The organism is Rhizobium sp. LjRoot98, from assembly GCF_964252935.1.
GTDB lineage: Bacteria > Pseudomonadota > Alphaproteobacteria > Rhizobiales > Rhizobiaceae > Pararhizobium.
On record NZ_CAXUPW020000005.1, the window covers coordinates 257,692 to 279,508 of the forward strand.

Here is a 21,817-nt window from a genome sequence, read left to right on the forward strand (position 1 = left end):
AGGAGATTACCATGGGTAAGATTTCGCTGCGCAAGGCAGGCAAGCAATATGGCACTGTCGAGATCATCAGGGATCTCGACCTGGAGATCGCCGACGGCGAATTCGTGGTCATCGTCGGTCCTTCCGGCTGCGGCAAGTCCACCTTATTGCGGATGATCGCAGGCTTGGAGGCGACGACCGACGGCCAGATCATCATCGACGGACGCGACGTGACCGAGGCCCTGCCGGTGGAGCGCAAGCTCGCCATGGTGTTCCAGTCCTATGCGCTCTACCCCCACATGACCGTTCGCCAGAACATGGGTTTTGGCGTGAAACTCGCCAAGCTCTCGAGCGGCGCAATCAAGACAAAGGTGGATGCGGCAGCCGATACGTTGAAATTGACTCCGCTTCTCGATCGCTACCCGAAGGAACTTTCCGGCGGCCAGCGCCAGCGTGTTGCCATCGGCCGGGCGATCGTGCGCGAACCGGTCGGCTTCCTGTTCGACGAACCACTGTCAAATCTGGATGCCGCCCTTCGCGTGGATATGCGGCTCGAGATTGCCAAGCTTCACCGCACGCTCGGCGCCACCATGATCTACGTCACCCACGATCAGGTCGAGGCCATGACGCTGGCGGATCGCATCGTCGTGTTGAAAGACGGCCGCGTCATGCAGCAGGGTACGCCATACGAACTGTACGAAAATCCCGCCAATCTGTTCGTCGCCCAATTCATCGGCAGCCCCAAGATGAACATTCTGGCCTGCAAGCGAAATGGGGATGACCAGCTTGATCTCTCAGGTCAAGGGTTCCTGAAGATGCCGTTAAGGAGCGACGCGGCGCCCGTGCAGCTCGGCGCGCGTCCCGAGCATCTGTCGCTGGTTGCCCCGGAAAACGGGCACTGCCGGGGAACGGTCGAAGCCCGCGAGTATCTTGGCGGCACCACCTCCGTGTTTGTGCGCAATCCTGAACTCGGGCTGATCAATGTCAGCGCACCTGCGGACACCGGGTTTGGCATCGGCGAGACGGTAGGCATCCATATCGACAATGTCCGTTTGTCGCTGTTCGATGCAGCCGGAGCCGCTGTCATTGCTTCACGGTGAAACGCCGTCTTCGATAGCAATTACCACCCGCGTTGAAGGGATATGAACCACCGACCTTCGCTAACAGCGGCTTCAGACCGTTGCGAACGTCAACAGCAATAGCGCTCGCCTGAGATTCATCCTTCGTTCACGTCTACCGTACGTTTTCGAACAGTTCTTGTTTCGGCCCCGCAATCAGGACGAGCCCGGCATGGACGGCCCGTTTATCGAAATGCCGCCCTTGGCGGCACCATTCGATAAGCGCTCTGTACCTCAACGCCTTCCGATCTGTCCCATCGTCAAACGCCCTGCCCGCAGCGCGTCTGGCTGCGCATACGGATTAAAGCTTGCGTTGTTTCAGGTGCATAACCCACATTAGGCAATCTACATTATTGATCCGCTTGTATCTTCATCTTCCAGCCAATTATGGAATGGGCTGCCTCAAAGTGGAGTTTGGTCAGCGAATTTTAGTCCTCATAGTCAATCGAGCGATCCCGCATCGGATACTATGAAGCCCTGCAATCAATTACCAGCGAAGGTAGCCTCGACATCACGAACTGGATCGAGTGGTTCCTCGATCGGCTGGGCTATGCTGTTGGCGAGGCGCTGCTGACCCTCGACAACGTGATGGTGAAAAATGATTTCTGGCAGATGCATGCTTCAAGCGATCTCAATCCGAGGCAAGCCGAAGTCCTCGCGGAGAAGGAACGTCTGCGGGCCGAAGCCATGGCCCAAGCCACAAATGGTCTTGCTGACGGCCTCAAACATCTGGCAAACGGTAACCTCAACTTCCAGTTGACTGAACGGTTTACAGAAGACTTTGAAAGCCTGCGCGCCGATTTCAACGGGGCGGTCGAGCAGCTTCGTACGACCCTTGCGTCGGTTGCTTCCGCCACCGCATCGATCGAAGGCGGTTCGCGCGAAATCAGCAGCAGCGCCGACGATCTGTCACGACGGACAGAGCAGCAGGCAGCCTCCCTCGAAGAAACCGCTGCAGCCCTGGACCAGATCACGGCAAACGTTAGCAATTCGTCGAAACGTGCCGAAGAAGCCCGCGCCATAGCCGTGCAAGCAAACGACAGTGCCCATCAATCCGGTATGGTGGTCGGCAATGCCGTGCATGCGATGAGCAAGATCCAGCATTCGTCGAATGAAATCTCCAATATTATCGGGGTTATCGACGAGATCGCGTTCCAGACGAACCTGCTTGCCCTGAATGCCGGTGTTGAAGCCGCCCGCGCAGGCGACGCCGGCAAGGGATTTGCCGTTGTGGCGCAGGAAGTGCGCGAACTTGCGCAACGGTCGGCGAAGGCTGCAAAGGAGATAAAGGATCTCATCAAAACGTCCACGGGCGTAGTCCAGAGCGGCGTGCAACTTGTCAGCCAAACCGGTGAAGCTCTCAAGACGATCGAGGCCTTTATCGTCACCATGAACCAGCACATGGACTCGATCGCTACCTCAGCGAAAGAACAGGCGATAGGCTTGGCCGAAGTTAACACCGCCGTTAATCAGATGGACCAGGTGACACAGCAGAATGCTGCAATGGTTGAGGAGGCTAATGCTGCCGGAGCAACGCTTGCAACCGAGTCGGCCAAGCTGAAGGATCTCGTGGCTCAGTTCCAGCTTGGCACCAACTCTACTCCCAACGAGATTAGAAACACGCCCACGAGACGCCCGGTTGCGTTAAGTCCGGCAAACGCTACGCCGTTTTCATCTCCCGCTCGCACTATGTCAAACAAGTTGACGCGGGCGTTCTCTGCACGCAGTTCGACTGCCACCGCAGCGGCCCCTTCGACTGATAGTTGGGAGGAATTCTGAGGGAAAACCGTAGGCAAGTGTTCCATTTCATGGCGCAGATGCCTGAGCAGCCTACTATTCGGATAGCCACCTACGCGGTGATCGCTGCAACGAGTTCATCTTGGGGGCTCGTTGCAGTATTCGAAAAATTTCACGCTAACGTTGGCGTGACCGCGCGTTGCTGTGACCGCGTCGCTGCCAAAACATAATGAAGCGCGCTGACGAGAGGTGTGTTGACGCATTTTTCGGTTAGACAAGAATGTGCAGTTATGTGGGACGCGTCGGCCTACCGCTGCGCCAATAACTACCCAGGCTGCCGCAGCCCAAAAAACAGCACTTATCTCGACAAAAAGCCCCGCTTCCACGGGGCTTTACTGATTCCACGGCAAAAAATCAGGACTGGCGGCTATACCAGTCGTCCACATCACTCTTTGCTCGATCCTTTTCGATCCCGTAGCGCTCTTGGATCTTGCCTTCGAGTTGATCCCGCTTACCGGCGATTTGATCAAGGTCGTCGTCTGTGAGTTTGCCCCACTGTTCCTTCACGTTCCCCTTGAACTGCTTCCAATTACCTTCAACACGATTCCAGTCCATCTAACTTCTCCTCTGATTTATCTTCCGAGGAACAAACGCGCGAGAGATCGTTTGGTTGCAGTTACAGAAAAAGTCACATATTCCCCGCGGCTAATCACCATGACCGCGAATGATTAGAACATGAGCCACTCCGGGGACATCAACCGATCGTAGCAGAGCCTTGAAGCGGAAGAGCTTCAATAAGCCGCGGTTTCAGAACATCGTAATGAGGTTATGAAGAAACTCGCTTCGTGTCTGGGGCCGAACGGCACTTTTGCCCGGGACACCTTGATGGGGATCGCCCAACCGGCGAAATCCCCAAGTGTCACCCACTTGCCGGGATTGTTCGAGACAACACCAGAATGTGACGCAGAAACCAGAACAGAGCAGCGGCTTCAGAAGAAAGGCCTGAATTCGCGCTACCAATATCCATTCGGCGAGCGCGGCCTGAAGCTGTCCAAAATCGCCGAAAATAGTTCGGCCATGCTTCGTCGACAGAGGCGTGCTTGTAGTGACGATCAAACCAGGGTCCTGCAGAGTCCAATGCTGAACCGATAGGGGAGGAAGTTCCGGTTCGTTCAGGACTTTGCTCACTGAATAGAGAATAGCCGGCTCAGACCCGGCCACTGAAAAGCGTGGGCCGTCCACTCCAGGCATTGTCGATGGAATGCGCCCAGGGATTGCGTAAGCGGGATGCCGCCATTTTGCTCCCTATAGCGAAGAAGCGTCATGCCATTAATTCCATGCAGACTTCCCGTCAGTTCCTGTTCAGAACGGGACGGCGAAATAGCGATGAGTGGCGAAAGGATCGACGGCCTGAATATGCCGGAATCATGGCGCAAGCTCTGTAGGCCGTCACCTAGAATTTAGAGACTGCTCACCTGGCTTAGGGCACCTCCGCGCAGTCTAGCGCCTTGAAGGGATGCTAAAGACCGACTACTCCATCCCGCCATCGCGAACTGAGGGATCGTACAGTCGACCTCGTTATGGCCTGTAAAGGTCCGACATCGGCCTGTCTGCTCCCTATCGCGGGCTGAAGAAGAGCCGGCCATGGACCGGCTCTCTATTTTTCGAACTGTGGAAGCGTTACGCTGCCTTCGCCTTGACGGTGGTCTTATTGATCGAGGTCACGGCCAGGTTGGTAAGCTTGTTGTTGGTTGCCTTTTCCTCGTCGAGAATTTCGCTCAGCAATTTGTGAGCCTCGTCATGGCCAAGATCTTTTGCCCATTCTCGAAGCGAGCCGTAACGCGCAATCTCGTAGTGCTCGACCGCTTGGCATGCCGCGAGCAGGCCCGCATCGAGAGCCGTGCCCTCGGCATCTTTCATAAGCCCATCGGCTTCCTTAATTAGACCTTCGATGGCATCGCATTTTTCCCCCGACGCTTTTTTCCCAATGGATTTAAAGACCAGTTCAAGCTTCTTGATCTGGTCCTTCGTTTCTGCAAGGTGGTCCTCGGCAGCCTTCTTCAGTTCCGCGCTCTTGGCAGCCTTTGCTACCTTCGGCAGGGCTTTGACTATCGCGTTTTCGGCATAATAGACGTCCTGCAGCGTGTGTTCGAATACATCGGCCAGTGATTTCATGATGTGTCTCCTCATTGAGTGAAATGCGACACAGAAATCCGCGAGACGAGAATTCGTTCCAAACTTGGGCCACCTGGCCGGTCGATGATTTATCTGCATATCCGCTGTCTTCAAATGATAGTCCAACAAGATGCTGTGGGGCAAAAAATTCGGACGCTTAAGCAGGCGACATACCCAGATGGTCGAGGATGATGGCAACATTCCTGCGATGTGACTTAAAATAGACGTCGAACACGTCTCCTATCAAAGGGACTGCCCCGACGACACCGTCTGCTGCAAGGTTGGCCAACATCTTCGCAATCTTGCTGGCGGGCAGACCCAAGCGACGACCTTCGTTGACGATGTACAAACCTACCAATACGCTACCTGCATCTCCGATCACGGGAACCAGTCCAATGACCGCGTCGGCGCCAAACAGGATGTTTGTGCCGGGGATACGAACGGCGGTGTCCATGATTTTTGCCAGCATCTGCAATCGTCTGATGCGTTCAACGATCCCTTGATCGAGCGGCTCAAATATCTGTTCTCTGCTCATCGAAGCTCCCAATCGCCGATACGGAAAGCTGATTGGCGGCAAGAAGTTCCGTCGGGCAGTGCCAGACACGCTTCTCAGCCATGGATATTTGAGTCAAGGAAACTTACCCGCTTGAATAGCTATCAACCTATCGTTGGCGCTTGGCTTGGCTGGAGCGGCGGATGGAATGGCCGTTCTACCGGGTGTAGGCAAACGCTGAGGGCGTCCACGTGGCTCTGACGACGGCGAGTCCGGTGGATCTGTGGACGAGGGATTTTTTGTGACGTTCACCACGGATTGCATTGTCGACCTAATCCGTACCGCCAATGAAATTGGAGTGCTTAGGAACGTTGAGAAAGGGCGTCTCCTCGATCGCTCTGTTGGCGAGATCCGATTTATGCGCGAAGCCGTGGGAATTCCCACCACCGGCACGGATACCGATGCACTAATCCCGAGTGGAATGGTTCCCTCGATCGGCCTTGTTGACGAAACGGACGTTTCGGCCGCCCTCCTTAATGCCGCGGCAATGATCCGGGACCCCCTCTCGCAGATGCTCAATAATGCGTTTGGAAAATTTGAGAGGGACGGAGATGGAAAACTCAACTCTGATGAATTCAAGACATTTAACGAGATCCTGAAACCCGGCATCGACACCGATGAGCAGGGAAAGCCAACGATCGATTACAGCGAACGCATGGAACACGACGGCGACGGATTGATCAGTCAGGATGAAATGAATTCGAAGGGTGTCTTGATGCCGGCTGACCTCAGCGATCCCAGCCTGAAATCGGTGCTGGCTTATCTTCTTCTCAAGGCCGACCCATTGGCGATCGAAGCTGCGGCGTTGCTGAAGAACGAAGGCGACAAGTCGTGATAGTCAAAGGGAGCGACTGTTTCACAGCCGCTCCTATCCTATTTTCCACTCAGGCTACCCTTGAGGGCCTACCGCTGTGGCGATAGCAGCCAAAGGCGACGGTTCGTTGGAAAACACGTCATAAACGCACGGCGCGGCAAAAACGGCGAGCGCAAGCATGCCAATGATCAGGCGTTTCATGGAACACTCCGTGAGATTGCGGAACGGCTCAAACGAGCGTCAGCTCGACCGCGATGTTGCCCCGTGTTGCCTTGGAATAGGGGCAGGTCTGGTGTGCTTCGTCGATCAGCGCCCGTGCAAGGTCGATATCCAGCCCCGGAAGGCTGACATTCAGCCGGGCTTGCAGAAGATAGGCGCCGTCCCTCATGCCGAGGTCTACTTCGGCATCGACTGCCGTGTTCGCAGGGAGTGCTAGCTTGCGCTTGCCTGCGGCTATGCCAAGGGCGCCGATGAAGCAGGCGGACCAGCCAGCCGCAAAGAGCTGCTCGGGATTGGTACCGGGCTTGCCGCTGCCCGGGGGCGAAAACTTGACGTCGAGCTGCGCATCGTCACTGCGCGCCGCACCGTCGCGCCCGCCGGTGGTGTGGGTCTTGCCGGTATAAAGCACCTTGTCGATCTTTGTCATGGAACACTCCTTCGTTCTGTCGCGTAACGCGACGTGGTTGACGGATGTGTTTTGCCGCATCGACGTATCCGGCATGTTTTCGAAAAGGTCGGAATTGTATCGCAGCGTAGAGGCTGCTGGTCGGGCCTATTAGGGTAGCGATATTTCCGCGGCAAGCCCACCACCGTCGCGATTGTAGATCCGCACCGTTCCACCGATCGAGACGGCAAGCTGTTGGGCGATGGCCAGTCCAAGCCCTGTGCCTCCTGTATCCCGATTGCGAGATGTCTCCAGCCGGTAGAACGGTTGCATGGCGGACTCCAGCTTGTCGTCGGGAATGCCCGGTCCATGGTCCTTAACCGTAATTACCAGAGCTTTTTCGCCTTTGCGTTCAACGCTAATCTCGGCAGCACCCGCAAACTTGAGGGCGTTGTCGATGAAGTTGGTCAAAATACGCCGCAGTGCGTGCGGCTTGGTCACGGCAGTCCCCTGAGCGATACCAGTCACCGAAACCGCGTTGCCGGTATCCTGATAATCGTAAACGATGCTGTAGATGAAGGATGCGAGATCGATGCGCGCGTTTTTCTCGCCATTGCCATGTGAACTGCGCGCATAGGCAATTCCGTCCTGCACTAGGCGCTCGATCTCGCGCAGATCGCTGACCAGCTTGTTCTTGTCGGGACTATCATCCGCCATGTCGGCGCGAAGCCGCATGCGCGTGATCGGCGTCTGCAGGTCATGGGAGATTGCTGCGAGAATCTGCACCCGTTCTTCCAGGTAATGGGCAATACGGTCACGCATGGCGTTGAAGGCCCGTGCCGCATGCGCAACCTCGCTCGGTCCATCCTCGTTCAGGGGCGAACCTTGTCTGCCGGGATCGAGTGCATCGGCGGCAGCGGCGAGAGCGCCAAGCGGACGAATTGCGAGGCGCACCGCAAACCAGGTGCAGAGAATGAGCAGAACCATCTGGGCTGCAAAAACATATGGCAGCCATTCGGCCAGGGGCATTACTCCGCGCGGGGTCACATCGATTGTCAGTGGCGAACCGTCCGACAGCGTCAGATGCGCCTGCAGCCGCGTGTGGTCGCCCGGGATGGCTTCGACGCGGATCGGAAACCTGTTGCCGGCCGCCTGGCCTATCCGGTCCGCGATCTCAGCACCACGACCCGATAAATCCGGAACACCTGGAAGCCCTGGCCCGAGAACAAGGCGGTAGCTTCCGCGGCTCAGCCGATCCAGCCAATCCGTCCGCTCGTTGGCGGGAAGACGGTCGAGAATTGCGATCGACGTTGCCAAATCGCTTTCCAGTGTCCCGAGCATGACAGCCTTGGCTGACATGTAGCGCTCGGCAAAAAGAATGCTGAAGGACAACCCATAGGCGACAGCCAGTCCGGCAAACAGGATCAGGAACAATCGCGAGCGAAGCTTGCTTGGCCACCAGCGGTAACAGGATTTGCCGCCTACACTCATGTTCTGGGCACCGAGATTTCGACCGGCACAGAGAACACGTAGCCCTCGGCCCGCACCGTCTTGATATAGGTCGGTTCGCGTGCATCATCACCAAGCCGCTGGCGCAGGCGACTGACCAGAAGGTCGATCGAACGGTCGAACAGTTCGGCATCGCGGCCCTGCGTCAGGTTCAGGATCTGGTCGCGATTGAGCACACGTTGCGGATGATCGATGAATACCCGCAGCAGCCGATATTCGGCGCCGCTTAACGCGATCTCCGTGCCGTCCTTGTCCAACAGATTACGGCCGACTGTGTCGAGCCGCCAGTCTCCGAACGTCAGCAGTTTCCCGGCCTCACTGATCTGCAGGTTGGGCGGCAACATTCGGGTCCGCCGCAGCACCGCCTTGATGCGGGCAAGAAGTTCTCGTGCCGCAAACGGCTTCGGCAGATAGTCGTCGGCGCCCATTTCCAGCCCGATGATCCGGTCCATTTCATCGTCACGGGCCGTCAGCATGATAACCGGCGTTGCCTTGTGCTTGCCGGCGCGCAGTTCCCGGCACAGCACCAGGCCATCATCGCCCGGCATCATCACGTCGAGGACGATCAGGTCAACAGTGCTGGCCTCCAGGAAACTGCGCATCTGCCGGCCGTCGGCGGCAACCGTCGTTCGAAGGCCGTTCTTCTTCAGATAGCTCGACACAAGTTCGCGAATTTCGCGGTCGTCATCGACGATCAGAATGTGGTCGACATGCTCCATCTCTTGCCTTTCAAGCATCCGCACTCAGGCGACATTTGTTTCGTCTCGGCTGTTGCGAGTAAAGCGGTTTCTCGCAACAGCCCTGCAATCAGAATTTCGCGACATCGAGGATGGCCTGAGCGAATGCCTCCGGCGCTTCCTGCGGCAGATTATGCCCGATAGCCGCAACATCCCGGTGCTCATATTGCCCCGAGAACTTCCTTGCATAGACCGATGGCTGCGGATGGGGCGCACCATTGGCATCGCCTTCCATGGTGATCGTCGGAATGGTGATGTCCGGACCCATCGCGAGCTGCTTCTCGAAGCCATCGTATTTCTCCTCGCCTTCTTCGAGACCGAGCCGCCAGCGATAATTATGGATGGTGATGTCCACGTGATCCGGATTGTCGAGGGCGGCGGCAGAACGATTGAACGTCGCGTCGTCGAACGTCCAGGTGGGCGATGCCGTCCGCCAGATGACCTTTGCAAACTCGTGCGTGTTGGCGGCATAACCGAGCCGCCCCCGCTCGGTAGCGAAATAGAACTGGTACCACCAGGAGAGTTCCGCGGCCGGCGGCAATGGCTTGCTGTTGGCGGCTTGGCTGCCGATGAGATAGCCGCTGACCGACACCATCGCCTGGCAGCGTTCCGGCCAGAGAGCCGCCATGATGTTGACAGTGCGCGCACCCCAGTCATATCCGCCCAGGATCGCCTTTTCGACACCGAGTGCATCCATGAAGGCGATCATGTCGGCAGCCAGTGCCGCCTGCTGACCGTTGCGCGGCGTCTCATCCGAAAGGAAACGCGTCGTCCCGTAACCACGCAGATAGGGGATAAGCACGCGGTAACCTGCATCGGCCAGGATCGGCGCGACATCGACATAGCTATGGATGTCGTATGGCCAGCCGTGAACGAGCAGGACTACAGGGCCATCTGCGGGGCCGGCTTCTGCATATCCGACATCAAGCAGACCTGTCTTGATCTGCTTGAGTGATGCGAACGAAGTATGCCCTCCTGCCTTGACCGAGGCAGGGGACGCAGCGGGCGCTTGGGCATGGGCGATCGTGCTCATGCCCAATTGGGTGGCAGCCACGGTCATGGCGGCGATACCGAAGAAGCGGCGGCGCTGGTGATTGATTTGAGGTGACATCGTTCTCTCCATCTCGATTGATCGTGATGGGAAGAAGCCGACTGCACGTATCCCGCATGTGTCCCGTCAAGCGCAGAATTGAATGCGGATGTAGCCTCCAGCGCCCTCGATACAGTCTGATACAATTCGCACCAACCGCCGACCGGGCTGGCCAACGATTTGATCACTGTGTCGTGGAAAGGCCGGGCCCTACACTGCGGTACATTTCCGATGGAAGCCGGACACATCCGGGATACGTCGCTCCAGCCAGATTGGTCCTGTTGCTGGTCGTGCCCCATCGCCGTCCAGAACCCGACCAACCGGTTTCAAGGAAACGACGATGACACTTCTCATCATTGCCTATCTCGGAGGGGCGCTGACCATCCTCAGCCCGTGCATCCTTCCCATTCTCCCCTTCGTATTTGCCAGGGCCGGGGAGCCCTTCATCAAAAGTACCCTTCCGATGCTGGTCGGGATGAGCGTCACGTTTGCATTGGTCGCGACACTCGCAGCGGTCGGCGGGAGTTGGGCGATCCATGCCAATGAATACGGTCGTCTCGCCGCGATACTGCTGCTCGCCATCTTCGGGGTCAGCCTGTTGTCACCCCGCATTGCGAGCATCGTCACCCAACCAGTCGTCGATTTGGGCAACAGGCTGCTGAACGCGTCGGGTAGACCCGGCTCAGTGCGGACTGCCGCGAGCTCCTTCATCCTCGGCGTCGCGACCGGGCTTCTCTGGGCGCCGTGCGCCGGGCCTATCCTCGGCCTTCTGCTGACGGGTGCGGCGTTGGATGGCGCGAACCTCGAGACAACGTTTCTGCTCGCCGCCTATGCCGCTGGTGCCGCGACATCGCTTGCTGTTGCCCTGCTTATCGGGGGTAAGATCTTCGCCGGCATGAAACGGTCGCTCGGCGTCAGTGAGCGTATCCGCCAAGCACTGGGTGCCGCGGTTCTGGTTGGCGTTGCCGCCATTGTCCTCGGTCTCGATACCGGTCTCCTGGCGCGGCTTTCCTATGCCAGCACGGCCACATTCGAACAGGCTGTGCTTGACCAATTGCACGACAAGGCTGCTGACGATGCAATGTCCGGAGTTACCAGCAGCGGTGCGATGCCACCTGTCGTCGATCAAGTTCAGCCGTTTCGGAGTGATTTGCCTGTCGAGGGCGAAGCGCCGTCGTTGAATGGCGCGGTCGAGTGGGTGAACTCGCCGCTAATGACCACGGTACAGCTTCGCGGCAAGGTCGTCCTTGTCGATTTCTGGACCTACTCGTGCATCAACTGCATCCGAACCGTCCCTTATGTCCGCGCCTGGGCAGAAAAATACAAGGATCAGGGCCTCGTCGTGATCGGCGTGCACGCCCCTGAATTCGCCTTCGAGAAGAAGATCGACAATGTCAGTAAAGCGATTGACGATCTCAAGATCCGCTATCCGGTTGCGATCGACAACGACTACAAGATTTGGCGCGCTTTCGAAACAGCTACTGGCCGGCACACTACCTGATCGATGCAAAGGGCCAGATCCGCTACCATCATTTCGGTGAGGGCAACTATCGCCAGACCGAGCAAGCAATCCAGGACTTGCTTCACGAAGCTGGCAAAGAGATGGCGGCGACCACAACGATAACGCCCGATGCCAAGGGTGCCGAGGCAAGCCCCGACCTCAAGAACATCCGCTCCGGTGAGAGTTATCTTGGATACAAGCGTGCCGTGGGCTTCGTCTCTCCGGAGGGCCTGCATGCCGACGCCGCCAATGCATATTCTATCTCGCAGCCGGGCCTGAATGAATGGGGTCTCTCTGGCACCTGGACCGTGGGTGCAGAACGCGCCGTACTGGACCAGCCGGATGGCAGCGTCGTCTATCGTTTCAGCGCGCGCGACCTGCATCTTGTGCTCGGACCCGGTGCTACCGGCAAACCCATTCGCTTCCAGGTGACGATCGACAGCAAGGCGCCGGGGCTCGATCATGGTGCAGATACCGATGCCGACGGCCGCGGTACCATAACCTCCACCAGGCTTTACCAGCTCGTTCGCCAGTCGGGCGACGTGGGGGAACGGACGTTTGAGATCCGTTTCTTCGATCCAGGTGTCGAAGCTTACGCCTTTACCTTCGGCTGACCCATCCTCCGCATCAAGATCACTTAACGACAACAGGAGTAAAACGCATGAACCGACATTCCATCTCGATCCTCGCACTCGCCTTCGCCACCAGCATCATCGCATTTTCGGCGCAGGCCGCCGAGGTCAAAAACATCGTCATCGTCCATGGCGCACTTGCCGATGGTTCGGGCTGGCGCAAGGCGTCTGATATCCTTGTCGAGCGAGGGTTCAATGTTACCATCGTCCAGCAGCCGATTACGTCGCTCGCCGACGATATCGCCGCCACCAACCGGGTGCTCGATTTGCAGGATGGCCCGACGCTTCTCGTCGGTCACAGCTATGGCGGTATGGTGATCACCGAGGCAGGTCGTAGTCCCATTGTCGCCGGTCTCGTTTATGTTGCCGCTTTCCAGCCGGACAAGGGCGAAAGCCTGCTCAGCCTTGCAAGCTCAAAGCCTGCTGGCGGCATGAATATCCGCGAGACGAAGGACGGAAAATACGTCTATCTCGACCCCGCCGCCTTCGCGAACGACTTCGCCGCCGACCTGCCAAAAGACGACGCAGCGTTTCTGGCAAGGTCGCAGGTCTTCGCCTCCAAGGAAGCTTTCTCGGCCAGGATCGCCGATCCTGCTTGGAAGACAAAGCCAAGCTGGGCCATTGTGGCGACCGCGGACCGATCCATCAATCCTGAACTGGAACGCGAGATGGCGAGGCGTGCGGGCAGCACTGTCACTGAGGTTGTATCCAGCCATGCCGTCTTCTCCTCTCAGCCCCAGAAGGTTGCTGACGTCATTGAGACAGCGGCGAAGGCGCTCTAGCGTTGGTACAAAGTGGCGATCCCGCACCATGGATCGCCACTGAGACTATTTCGCCTTGAAAGGATCAGAACCTACGACCTGTAATGCTGGTGAAGATCACCGGGGCTTTATCTCGATGACAACCCGACCTCGACCCTCTGGCCGCCAGCAGACCTGGCGGGCGTTACATGGCGGATGTTCTTTCACCATGCTCCCGCTCCTTGCGTGTTCCAAGTCGTTCCAGCGGCCTACATCCCAACCGCCCGATGCTATGCGGCAGCCTTGAGGAAAGCATCTTCGATTTGCTTTGCGCCCATTGGCTTTCCAACGAAGTAACCTTGAAGCTGATCGCATCCGCATGCAGTCAAGGTATTTGCCTGTTCCTGGGTTTCAACGCCTTCGGCAGTCACTGGAATATCGAGAGCGTGCGCAAGCGAAAGCGTTGCGCTGAGGATTCCAGCGCCCTTCTCCTCCTGCAGCGCCGTCACAAGCGAACGGTCGATCTTCATTCGGTCAAATCCGAACTCGCGCAAGGCGCCGATACTTGCATAACCGCAGCCGAAATCGTCCAGAGCAAATTTCACTCCGATCGCCTTCAACCTGGCAATCGAACGCTTCGCTTGCTCCGGGTTTGACATCAAAACCCCTTCGGTAATCTCAAGCGTCAATCGGCTTGGATCGAAACCTCTCGTTTCCAACACTTTTTCGACAACTACAGCGAATTCCGGATTGCGCAGTTGTACGGGTGACACATTCACCGACAAGCCAATGTCATTCCAGCTCGAAGCCGTTTCTATGGACATCTCAAGGATTTGCCGCCCCAGTTCATCGATGAGACCTGCCCGTTCAGCGACGGTGATGAACACTTCCGGGCTGACCGGTCCCGTATCGGGAACCCAGCGTGCAAGCGCTTCAACCCCACGCAACGACCCGGTCTTAGCGTCCACCAGTGGCTGAAACGCCGGGCGGACCTCTCGATTTTCGACAGCTCGGCGTAGCTTGTCTTCCATTGCGGCTCGCTTATTGCGCTGGAGGTCAAGTTCGCCGAGATAGTCGACTATCCGACCTCGACCGCTTTCCTTCGCCTCGTAGAGCGCCATGTCGGCGCGTCGCAGGAGCTCGTAGCCATCTGGAATATCTGATGTAAGCAACGCGGTCCCGATGCTGGCGTCCACTTCGATCGTACGGCCGCCGATACGGAATGGTTCCTGTAACGCTTGTACCAGTGCTTTCGAGCAGATGCCGATCTGGTTGGCAGAGCCCAGGAACGCAAATTCATCACCCCCGAGGCGGCATATCGTTTCCGTGTGCGTCAACGTCTTCGTCAGGCGATTGGCAACTAACTTGATCAGTTCATCACCAATCGCGTGACCCCATGCGTCGTTAACGTCTTTAAAACCGTCCAGATCGATTAGCGCTAGTGCCTGTTGTCCGGTGAGTGACGATTTCGCCACGTCGATCTCGTCCAAAAGGCCCGCCCGGTTCAGTAGGCCCGTTAGGCTGTCGTGGGTAGCCTTAAACCGCGCCGCGACGGTATCACGCTGCAGGCCACGTATCACCGCCACCGCGGTCGCGATGATCGCGACGACAAATATCAAGAACAGCGTGCCTGCGGCAAGCAGCGACCGATAAACGCCGTCAAATGTCAGATTGCCCGGCATCCGACTCGGCCAGTGCAGATAAGCGACGGAGCGACCATGATTGCCGAGGAGCGGCATGCTCAATTTGTCAGGTGATGGAGTAGCAACGAGCCTAAGGCCCCCAATGTCGAATGTCTCGTCGAGCTGGGCAACGATGTCAGGCGTCAACAGTTTTGCGAATACAAGTGTGCTGAGCGCCTCTTGCGACGGACCGTCCTCAAATGGCTGTATCGCACCAGCCGCAGCAAGATAGACACCTTCCGTCGTTGGCACGAAAGAGGTGACCGCCCGTTGCCCCGAAGCAGACGCCCGAGCCGCCAACTCGCCAATGCTGTTGCCGAATTCGGAGTGTGCATCGAAGGGAGCACCCTTCCTATAGGCGCTCAAAACAGCACCTGTAGGTTTCAAAACGACGGCTACATCATACAGAGGATAGTCCTCGCTGGTCTTGCCCCAGTTTTCATAGGCCCAAGCGGATGCGTTTGCGGATCCAATACTTTTAAAGGCGTCGTCCCAAACAGCGTTGTCTTGAACTGTGGAGGCAAGGCGAGTTTGAAAGGACCGAATTGCAGATGTGACAGCTCTGTTCGCGCGCGCATCATCGATTTTGTTGGCTTCATCTCTCATGTAGACCACAGCAGAGAAGACGAGGCTGGCGATCAGACTGACGACGGCTGTGAAAAGAATAGTGACCAAGCCAACGCGCTTCTTGCGGGAAGTGGCGCGCATATTCGAAATCAATTTCATGGATTTACCTGCGTTCTGCAATTCTAAAGGCAGAATGCAAGCAATTCACCAATGATCACTTAAGGAGACGTAGCTAGATACCGCACGCACTGGGCGCTTGATAGCGGTTGGAACATTGTTATTCCGGCGGCGCGAACCTAAACAACGTGAAAGATCCTTCCGTCCCGCACCGATGAAACCACGGTGAATTCTGGATTGCCATGCGGTGATTTACATCATCCCGTCCGGTCCGTCCGATAAGGTATCGGGCCGGCGCGGCCGGCTATCTTGAAGCAGAGGCGTTACCTTCTCACCCGGGTCCAGGATTTTGAATCCGCAGTTTTGTATTGTGTTGAGACAGATGCGGTTCCGGTCGTCGATCCCCAAAACCGTCGGTTGGCTCCGTGCCGGCGAACTTCTCTGCTTTCCCGTGCTGCCGACCTTTACGATCAATGATGAGCGGCGATCAAGTTGCCTTAAGGCCGCCTGCATCTCATCGATTGAGACCGGCCCGGGCGTTCCTGACAGACGCCGGAGGGACGGTTGCGAATCCACCGCGTACAGGTCGGATACCCAAGCGCCTGGATCGCACGACGGTCATCAAGCGAAAGGGATGGCAGGCGGACGACATTCATCGGCCGCTGAAGCTCAAACCTTGCGGATCAACGCATTTGCGACGGCAGCCCGCGAGGTGATGGAGCCGTTAATCCTGTCGTTCATGCAGCGCTATCCGCAGGTGCATATCGATCTGGTCACCGAGGGACGGATCGTCGATAATGTCGCTGCTGGTTTCGACCTGGGCCTCAGGCCAGCCGATCTCGTCCCAGCCGACATGATCGCCGTGCCTCTGGGCCTGAAACGAAGCAATGCCGTCGTCGCATCTCCGGAGTCTCTCCACACGCATGACACGCCGAGGATTCCTCCCGACCTTTACCGGTTTCGATGCATTCGCCCCCGTCTTCCCAACAATGCGCTGTTTCGACGGAAATTCGAGAAGGATGGGGAGGCGGTCCAGATCGACGTTCAGGGCTCGATCAGCCTCGACGAATCCAGTCTGGTGAAGATAGCGGCACAAAGGGGCGTCGGCCTTGGATATGTCATGGAGGCTGACGTCCGCGAAAACATCGCAGCCGGGCGACTAGTCCGCGTCCTGGCACACTGGACGCAATCATTAGCACCGTTGGCGCTATACTATCCTGGTAGGAAGAATTTCCTTTAAGCGCGCCAAGTCACGTGGCGACGCCGGAGGCACACGCATGCATTGCCATGCGCCACCAATCTGCGGTCTAACTCTGGTCTATCCAGCTGTCTGTCGTCATAGCGATGTCCACCCACACCAGGAATACAAAAGCCACCTCCCATTTCCGTCCACCCAAGCGCAGCTGTTTCACAAATGGAAACCTAGGCGTCAGATCTGTCCTGCGGGGAGAAGACCTCGCAACACAGTTTCGCTGATCGTTGCGGCGGCATGCGAATAATCCATGCTCTTGAGTTTAGTCGTGTGCAGAGCGTCGCAAGCCAGCGGCTCAAAATCTGCGTAAAACTGAGTTGCCGACCACAGCATGATAAACAGGTGCCTGGGATCCACAGGCAAAAGTTTGCCTGCAGCGATCCAATCCTCGATGACCTTCACTTTTTCATCAGTGACCGTGCGCATATGCTGGCGATCCTTGCGCGACAGAAATTGCGCGCCGCGAATGATCTCGTTGGCAAACAGGCGCGATTCGATGACATTGCGACGGGTGTAGGCCAGCTTGGCCGCGACATAGGACCGGATCGCATCCTGCGGCTCACGATCTCCCGAGATATGGGTGAACGCGTCGTCCCAGCCTTCGATCAGGTGTTCGATAACGGCGCGGTAAATCTCTTCCTTCGAGGAAAAGTAGTAGTAGACATTGGCCTTCGGAAGGCCGGATGCCTCGGCAATCTCGGCGATGCGCGCGCCGTCGAAGCCCTTTCTTGAAAAAATCTCCGTCGCAGCCTTCAATATCTCGCGGATGTTGCGGGCGCGAATCTTTTCGTCATCGCCCCCGTCCTTCGGGGTCTGGTTGGGGGGCATCTTTGGCATCTTACGTCGCTCATTTATTCCAGATTATTGCGGTGAAGACAGGCAGTGATTACCGGCCCCGCAACCATACCTTTTCACACTTCATCACGCACGTCGATATAATCTGACGATCCGGTCAGGTTTTTTCGTTTAATAAGTTGACACTTTGGTCAGCTTTTGACTAGCATCACAGCCGATGACAAGGGAGGGGTGTCGAAATGTCTTCGTCACTGAGAAATGCGATGCGGGAGTTTCTTGACGGGTGGCAGGCAGATATGCCGCCAGCCTGGCGGGACCTTTGCACAGGTGCAGCGCCCGACTTAGAAGCAATCGACGGCGATCTTGATCTTGAGATCTGGGAGCCGATCTTTCCTGTTCGCCGCAGTCGTCATTTTCCTGGCATGCCCAAGGGCGCACATCTGTTTCGCGCCTATGACGGCATTGCGCCGGAACAGGTCTCTTGCGTCATTCTCGGCCAGGACCCTTACCCCGAGCCGGGCTTTGCCACCGGCCGGGCCTTTGAGGCCGGTAACGTTGCCGAATGGCGTGAGCTCGACAAGATGTTTTCCCGCAGCATCCGTGCTTTCACGCAACTGATCGTGGCGGCACGCACCGGTGATGCCTCCTATGCCAGTGGCTTTTCCGAGTGGTCAAGAACGCTTCGCGATATCGAGCAGGGTTCGGTCGAAATGGAGGCGCCGTCAGCGGTCGCCGATCGATGGATCGGCGAAGGCGTGCTCCTGTTAAATGCCTCCTTGACGCTGACGCGCTTTCAGGTGGGCATCGACCCGCATCAGTCCCACGGCCACGTTCCTCTCTGGCGCCCCCTCATTCAAAAAACACTGGCCATGCTGGCCGGCAGCGGCAGACCGATCGTCTTCATCGCCTTTGGCGATGTGGCCGCCGAAGCCTTCGCGGCAGCCGGTATTCACGAGGGGCGCAACGGCAGCATCGCCGCAATCCTGCGGGATCATCCAGCCCGCGCTGATGCGGTACTAGAGCGCGCCAATCCCTTCATTCTCTGTAACGACTTTCTAGAGGACATGGGATCCAATCCCATTGCGTGGTGACCATGGCGCGAAGCGATCATTTCGATTTCATCATTATCGGTGCGGGGTCTGCGGGGTGCGTACTGGCGAACCGGCTTTCGGCAGACCCGGCCAACCGGGTGCTGTTGTTGGAAGCAGGAGGCAAGGATCGCAATCCGCTGTTCCGCTTGCCGATGCTGATGGGCAAGCTTTTTCACTCCGGCCTTTATAACTGGCACTATCACACGGAACCCGAGCCCTATCTCAACGGCCGCTCTCTGTATTGGCCTCGCGGCAAGGTTTTGGGTGGAACGTCAACCATCAACGGCATGATCTACGTGCGTGGCAATCGTCACGATTATGATCGCTGGTCGCAGATGGGCCTTCCAGGCTGGTCCTACGACGAGGTACTGCCCGCCTTCCGCCGCTCCGAAGGGCACCTCGAGCGCGACGACACCTTCCACGAGAAAAATGGCGAGCTGACCGTCTGCCGTGCACGCGGCTGGAACAGGCTGCTGAATGTTTTCAACGAAGCTGGCCACCAGGCCGGCTATCCGCTCAACGATGATTTCAACGGTATCGAACAGGAGGGGTTCGGGCGTTACGATTTCACGATCCGCCAGGGCAAACGCTGGTCGACATCTTTTGCATTTCTGCGCCCGGCCCTGTCGCGTCCCAACCTGACAGTGATGACACAGGCGCACACTCACCGCGTCATGGTCGAGAAAGGCCGCGCCGTCGGCGTGGAATACCTTCATCGCGGCACGATGCAGAAGGCCTATGCCGAGCGCGAGGTCGTTCTCTCCGCCGGAACAGTCAATTCGCCGCAGACACTGTTGCTCTCAGGCATCGGCCCGGCCGACGAACTACGCACGCATGGCATTGATACTGTGCTGGAGCTCCCTGGTGTGGGCAAGAATCTTCAGGATCACGTCGATTGCGTGATGTCCTGGGAGTGCCGCAAGCCGGTGACGCTCTATTCGGATCTGCGTGCCGACAAGCTAACGTTGTCCGTCATTCAAGGCATGCTTTTCGGGAAAGGCATCACCACGACATTTCCCTACGAGGCTGGTGCCTTCGTTCGCTCGCGGCCGGACCTTATCGCTCCGGATATCCAGCTTCACTTCATGCCGGCTCTGGAGAAGACCGCCAATTTGCACTTTCCAAACCCCTTCAAGCGCGAGACGGTCGAGGCCAACCATGGCTTCACCCTGCGCGTCGGGCCGGTCAATCCGGAAAGCCGTGGCGAAATCACCCTGCGCTCATCTAATCCGATGGCGGCACCGAAGATCCTTGCCAATTATCTGCAGACCGATTTCGACATGCGCACCATGATCGACGGCATCCGGCTGACCCGCGACATTATCAGCCAACCCGCTTTTGACCGATATCGCGGCAAGGAACTGGCGCCGGGACCGGCAGCGCTCAACGATGCCGATCTGTCGAAATGGCTGCGGGCAACCGCGATGACGACGTTCCATCCCGTTGGAACCTGCAAGATGGGCAACGATCCGATGGCAGTGGTAGATGCGCGCCTGAAGGTGCAAGGCGTCGAAGGACTGCGGGTCGCCGATGCCTCCATCATGCCGATCATTTCCAGCGGCAATACGAACGCACCGGCGATCATGATCGGCGAGCGTTGCGCAGATTTCATTCTCAACAGCTGAAGCGAGACCGGCAATGATCCTGGAACACCGCACCTATACTTTTCGCCCCGGCACGGTTGATGGCTGGATGAAAAAATACGAGGCAGAAGGCCTGCCGGTACAGAAGCGGCATCTCAACCGGTTTGTCGGCCTCTATGTGTCGGAGATCGGCACCCTGCATACGACCGTGCTGATGTGGGCCTATGAAAGCCTTGCGGATCGCGAGGCCCGGCGGGCGGCCATGTATGCCGACCCAGACTGGCAGAAATTCATCGGCGAAATCTGGGCGCTAAACGCAATCGAGCGCCAGGATGTCATGATCATGAACCCGGCTTCCTACTCTCCGCAAGTTTGAAGAAAACCGGGCAGCAGTGCTGCCCGGTCAACCAATCAACCAAAAAAGGGAACAGAAGATGACTGCCAATATTTTTAACCAGAACTCGTTCGATCGGCGCGACTTTCTGAAAATTTCAGCCGGCACGGCGGCGTTGGCGCTGGCTGGCGGATTACTGCCTGCGGTTGCCCATGCCGAAGGCGGACTTGTCGCTCTCGTCCATACGCAATCGGCAGGCGACAGCGGCCCTGTCGATACGATGATTGCCAATCTGAAGAAGCTCTCGGAGGAAAAGGGCTTCGAGTATCGTGCCGTCTATGCACAGGATCCAGCCACCTACGAGACGATCTTCCGCACGCTTTGCGATGCTGGTGCGACCGTCATCGTCTCGACCTTCAATGAAGTGGCTGAGCCCTTCAAGGCCCTGGCACCATTGTACCCCGAGATCAAATGGATCCAGCTCTTCGGTGACCCGATGGAGCCCGCGATCCAAAACGTCGTTACCGTCTCTTACGACTACTATCTCGGCTGCTATCTCTCGGGCATTTTCGCCGGACGAATGAGCAAGTCCGGCAAGGTCGGCTTCATTGGCGGCATTTCCATTCCGCCGATCAACGCGGATTTCAACGCCGTCAAGGCAGGTGCTCTCTCCATTAACCCGCAGGCAACAGTGACTGTGGCTTTTGCGGGCTCGTTCCAGGACCCGGCGAAGGGGCAGGAAATCGCCGCGCAGATGTTCAATGACGGTATCGACTTCATCCAGACCGATTCAGCGGCGACCGACGCTGGCATCATCGCTGCGGCAAATGAGAAGGAAGGCCGCATCGTTAGCGTTCTCGACAAGGCGCAGTTCCCGCAGGGGCCAAAGTCGATCAGCAGTATCGTTCAGCTTGATTTCGGCGTTTCACTTTATAACGAAGTGACCAAGGCACTCGGCCCGGACTGGAAGGGCGGAACGCATGAAAAAACCGGACTGGACACCGGCGTTATCGATTTCATTGTGTCGCCACTCTTCCTGGAGCAGGGCCCGGCGGACGTCGTCGCCAAGATCAAGGACATAATGCCGGAAATCGAAGCTGCCAAAAAAGGCATTCTCGACGGCTCGATAACTGTTCCCTTCAATACGACAATCTGATGAGCAGGCGGGTGGCGTTCACGCCGCCATCCGTCATCTCAGCCACGTGAA

At 57.4% G+C, this 21,817-nt stretch carries 17 protein-coding genes and 3 pseudogenes; 10 read left to right on the forward strand and 10 right to left on the reverse strand.

What is annotated here, in order from left to right:
* Positions 1-11: 11 nt before the first annotated feature.
* The gene (locus ACSQ3J_RS18150) at positions 12-1,079 is read left to right on the forward strand and encodes an ABC transporter ATP-binding protein (protein WP_436039748.1); all 1,068 of its coding nucleotides are present in this window, start codon (positions 12-14) and stop codon (positions 1,077-1,079) included.
* A gap of 672 nt (positions 1,080-1,751) precedes the next feature.
* A pseudogene (locus ACSQ3J_RS18155) lies at positions 1,752-2,876 on the forward strand (methyl-accepting chemotaxis protein); the annotation flags it as partial.
* 372 nt (positions 2,877-3,248) lie between these two features.
* Here ACSQ3J_RS18155 and ACSQ3J_RS18160 read toward each other — a convergent pair.
* The 3 genes from ACSQ3J_RS18160 to ACSQ3J_RS18170 all read right to left on the reverse strand — a co-directional run bounded on the left by ACSQ3J_RS18160 (position 3,249) and on the right by ACSQ3J_RS18170 (position 5,544).
* Positions 3,249-3,449, reverse strand: coding sequence for a CsbD family protein (locus ACSQ3J_RS18160; protein ID WP_060504137.1), 201 nt, complete (start codon positions 3,447-3,449; stop codon positions 3,249-3,251).
* A gap of 1,065 nt (positions 3,450-4,514) precedes the next feature.
* Positions 4,515-5,009 (reverse strand): YciE/YciF ferroxidase family protein, encoded by a 495-nt coding sequence (locus ACSQ3J_RS18165; protein WP_060504134.1) that lies wholly within the window; start codon positions 5,007-5,009, stop codon positions 4,515-4,517.
* A gap of 157 nt (positions 5,010-5,166) precedes the next feature.
* Positions 5,167-5,544 carry a DUF4112 domain-containing protein gene (locus ACSQ3J_RS18170; RefSeq protein WP_060504133.1) on the reverse strand — a complete coding sequence of 126 codons (378 nt, stop codon included), beginning with the start codon at positions 5,542-5,544 and terminating at the stop codon, positions 5,167-5,169.
* A 259-nt stretch (positions 5,545-5,803) separates the two neighbouring features.
* Here ACSQ3J_RS18170 and ACSQ3J_RS18175 point away from each other — a divergent pair, with 259 nt between their 5' ends.
* Positions 5,804-6,397: a hypothetical protein gene (locus tag ACSQ3J_RS18175; RefSeq protein WP_436039751.1), complete on the forward strand. Its 594-nt coding sequence runs from the start codon at positions 5,804-5,806 to the stop codon at positions 6,395-6,397.
* Between the two features lie 54 nt (positions 6,398-6,451).
* Here ACSQ3J_RS18175 and ACSQ3J_RS18180 read toward each other — a convergent pair whose 3' ends face one another.
* The 5 genes from ACSQ3J_RS18180 to ACSQ3J_RS18200 all read right to left on the reverse strand — a co-directional run bounded on the left by ACSQ3J_RS18180 (position 6,452) and on the right by ACSQ3J_RS18200 (position 10,337).
* Positions 6,452-6,577, reverse strand: a complete 126-nt coding sequence (locus ACSQ3J_RS18180; protein ID WP_280140012.1) for a hypothetical protein — start codon at positions 6,575-6,577, stop codon at positions 6,452-6,454.
* A 28-nt stretch (positions 6,578-6,605) separates the two neighbouring features.
* Positions 6,606-7,022 carry an organic hydroperoxide resistance protein gene (locus ACSQ3J_RS18185; RefSeq protein ID WP_060504131.1) on the reverse strand — a complete coding sequence of 139 codons (417 nt, stop codon included), beginning with the start codon at positions 7,020-7,022 and terminating at the stop codon, positions 6,606-6,608.
* A 129-nt stretch (positions 7,023-7,151) separates the two neighbouring features.
* The gene (locus ACSQ3J_RS18190) at positions 7,152-8,471 is read right to left on the reverse strand and encodes a sensor histidine kinase (protein ID WP_436039754.1); all 1,320 of its coding nucleotides are present in this window, start codon (positions 8,469-8,471) and stop codon (positions 7,152-7,154) included.
* Positions 8,468-9,208, reverse strand: coding sequence for a response regulator (locus ACSQ3J_RS18195; RefSeq protein ID WP_060504129.1), 741 nt, complete (start codon positions 9,206-9,208; stop codon positions 8,468-8,470). The genes ACSQ3J_RS18190 and ACSQ3J_RS18195 overlap by 4 nt, the downstream gene beginning before the upstream one ends.
* A gap of 88 nt (positions 9,209-9,296) precedes the next feature.
* Entirely contained in the window at positions 9,297-10,337 is a 1,041-nt protein-coding gene (locus tag ACSQ3J_RS18200; RefSeq protein ID WP_060504128.1) for an alpha/beta fold hydrolase, read from the reverse strand.
* A gap of 319 nt (positions 10,338-10,656) precedes the next feature.
* Here ACSQ3J_RS18200 and ACSQ3J_RS18205 point away from each other — a divergent pair.
* Positions 10,657-12,431: pseudogene (locus tag ACSQ3J_RS18205) on the forward strand (cytochrome c biogenesis protein DipZ).
* A 47-nt stretch (positions 12,432-12,478) separates the two neighbouring features.
* Positions 12,479-13,231, forward strand: coding sequence for an alpha/beta fold hydrolase (locus tag ACSQ3J_RS18210; protein ID WP_060504127.1), 753 nt, complete (start codon positions 12,479-12,481; stop codon positions 13,229-13,231).
* Positions 13,232-13,479: 248 nt separating this feature from the next.
* Here the strand turns inward: ACSQ3J_RS18210 and ACSQ3J_RS18215 are convergent, their stop codons facing one another.
* On the reverse strand, positions 13,480-15,597 hold the full coding sequence (locus ACSQ3J_RS18215; RefSeq protein ID WP_436039756.1) for a bifunctional diguanylate cyclase/phosphodiesterase: 2,118 nt from the start codon (positions 15,595-15,597) through the stop codon (positions 13,480-13,482).
* A 625-nt stretch (positions 15,598-16,222) separates the two neighbouring features.
* Here ACSQ3J_RS18215 and ACSQ3J_RS18220 point away from each other — a divergent pair.
* Positions 16,223-16,795 (forward strand): annotated as a pseudogene (locus ACSQ3J_RS18220) (LysR substrate-binding domain-containing protein); the annotation flags it as partial.
* A gap of 189 nt (positions 16,796-16,984) precedes the next feature.
* Here ACSQ3J_RS18220 and ACSQ3J_RS18225 read toward each other — a convergent pair.
* A complete protein-coding gene (locus ACSQ3J_RS18225; RefSeq protein WP_244482083.1) occupies positions 16,985-17,644 on the reverse strand; it encodes a TetR/AcrR family transcriptional regulator in 660 nt (219 codons plus the stop codon).
* Between the two features lie 197 nt (positions 17,645-17,841).
* On the opposite strand from ACSQ3J_RS18225, the gene ACSQ3J_RS18230 reads away from it, so the two are divergent.
* Genes ACSQ3J_RS18230 through ACSQ3J_RS18245 form a run of 4 tightly spaced genes read left to right on the forward strand, consistent with a single transcriptional unit; the run spans position 17,842 to position 21,766 of the window.
* Positions 17,842-18,693: a uracil-DNA glycosylase gene (locus ACSQ3J_RS18230; protein WP_244482081.1), complete on the forward strand. Its 852-nt coding sequence runs from the start codon at positions 17,842-17,844 to the stop codon at positions 18,691-18,693.
* Positions 18,694-18,695: 2 nt separating this feature from the next.
* A complete protein-coding gene (locus ACSQ3J_RS18235; protein WP_060504124.1) occupies positions 18,696-20,318 on the forward strand; it encodes a GMC family oxidoreductase in 1,623 nt (540 codons plus the stop codon).
* A 13-nt stretch (positions 20,319-20,331) separates the two neighbouring features.
* Entirely contained in the window at positions 20,332-20,652 is a 321-nt protein-coding gene (locus tag ACSQ3J_RS18240; RefSeq protein WP_037103231.1) for an NIPSNAP family protein, read from the forward strand.
* Positions 20,653-20,710: 58 nt separating this feature from the next.
* Complete coding sequence (locus ACSQ3J_RS18245) at positions 20,711-21,766, forward strand: BMP family ABC transporter substrate-binding protein (RefSeq protein WP_436039759.1); 1,056 nt, start codon at positions 20,711-20,713, stop codon at positions 21,764-21,766.
* Positions 21,767-21,817: the final 51 nt, after the last annotated feature.

Bases quoted from the DNA above. Each gene is read 5' to 3' on its own strand.
- ACSQ3J_RS18165 (WP_060504134.1), bottom strand. From the start codon at position 5,009: ATGAAATCACTGGCCGATGTATTCGAACACACGCTGCAGGACGTCTAT.
- ACSQ3J_RS18160 (WP_060504137.1), bottom strand. From the start codon at position 3,449: ATGGACTGGAATCGTGTTGAAGGTAATTGGAAGCAGTTCAAGGGGAAC.
- ACSQ3J_RS18150 (WP_436039748.1), top strand. From the start codon at position 12: ATGGGTAAGATTTCGCTGCGCAAGGCAGGCAAGCAATATGGCACTGTC.
- ACSQ3J_RS18230 (WP_244482081.1), top strand. From the start codon at position 17,842: ATGTCTTCGTCACTGAGAAATGCGATGCGGGAGTTTCTTGACGGGTGG.
- ACSQ3J_RS18215 (WP_436039756.1), bottom strand. From the start codon at position 15,597: ATGAAATTGATTTCGAATATGCGCGCCACTTCCCGCAAGAAGCGCGTT.
- ACSQ3J_RS18195 (WP_060504129.1), bottom strand. From the start codon at position 9,208: ATGGAGCATGTCGACCACATTCTGATCGTCGATGACGACCGCGAAATT.
- ACSQ3J_RS18200 (WP_060504128.1), bottom strand. From the start codon at position 10,337: ATGTCACCTCAAATCAATCACCAGCGCCGCCGCTTCTTCGGTATCGCC.
- ACSQ3J_RS18190 (WP_436039754.1), bottom strand. From the start codon at position 8,471: ATGAGTGTAGGCGGCAAATCCTGTTACCGCTGGTGGCCAAGCAAGCTT.
- ACSQ3J_RS18185 (WP_060504131.1), bottom strand. From the start codon at position 7,022: ATGACAAAGATCGACAAGGTGCTTTATACCGGCAAGACCCACACCACC.
- ACSQ3J_RS18240 (WP_037103231.1), top strand. From the start codon at position 20,332: ATGATCCTGGAACACCGCACCTATACTTTTCGCCCCGGCACGGTTGAT.
- ACSQ3J_RS18210 (WP_060504127.1), top strand. From the start codon at position 12,479: ATGAACCGACATTCCATCTCGATCCTCGCACTCGCCTTCGCCACCAGC.
- ACSQ3J_RS18245 (WP_436039759.1), top strand. From the start codon at position 20,711: ATGACTGCCAATATTTTTAACCAGAACTCGTTCGATCGGCGCGACTTT.
- ACSQ3J_RS18180 (WP_280140012.1), bottom strand. From the start codon at position 6,577: ATGAAACGCCTGATCATTGGCATGCTTGCGCTCGCCGTTTTTGCCGCG.
- ACSQ3J_RS18235 (WP_060504124.1), top strand. From the start codon at position 18,696: ATGGCGCGAAGCGATCATTTCGATTTCATCATTATCGGTGCGGGGTCT.
- ACSQ3J_RS18170 (WP_060504133.1), bottom strand. From the start codon at position 5,544: ATGAGCAGAGAACAGATATTTGAGCCGCTCGATCAAGGGATCGTTGAA.
- ACSQ3J_RS18225 (WP_244482083.1), bottom strand. From the start codon at position 17,644: ATGCCAAAGATGCCCCCCAACCAGACCCCGAAGGACGGGGGCGATGAC.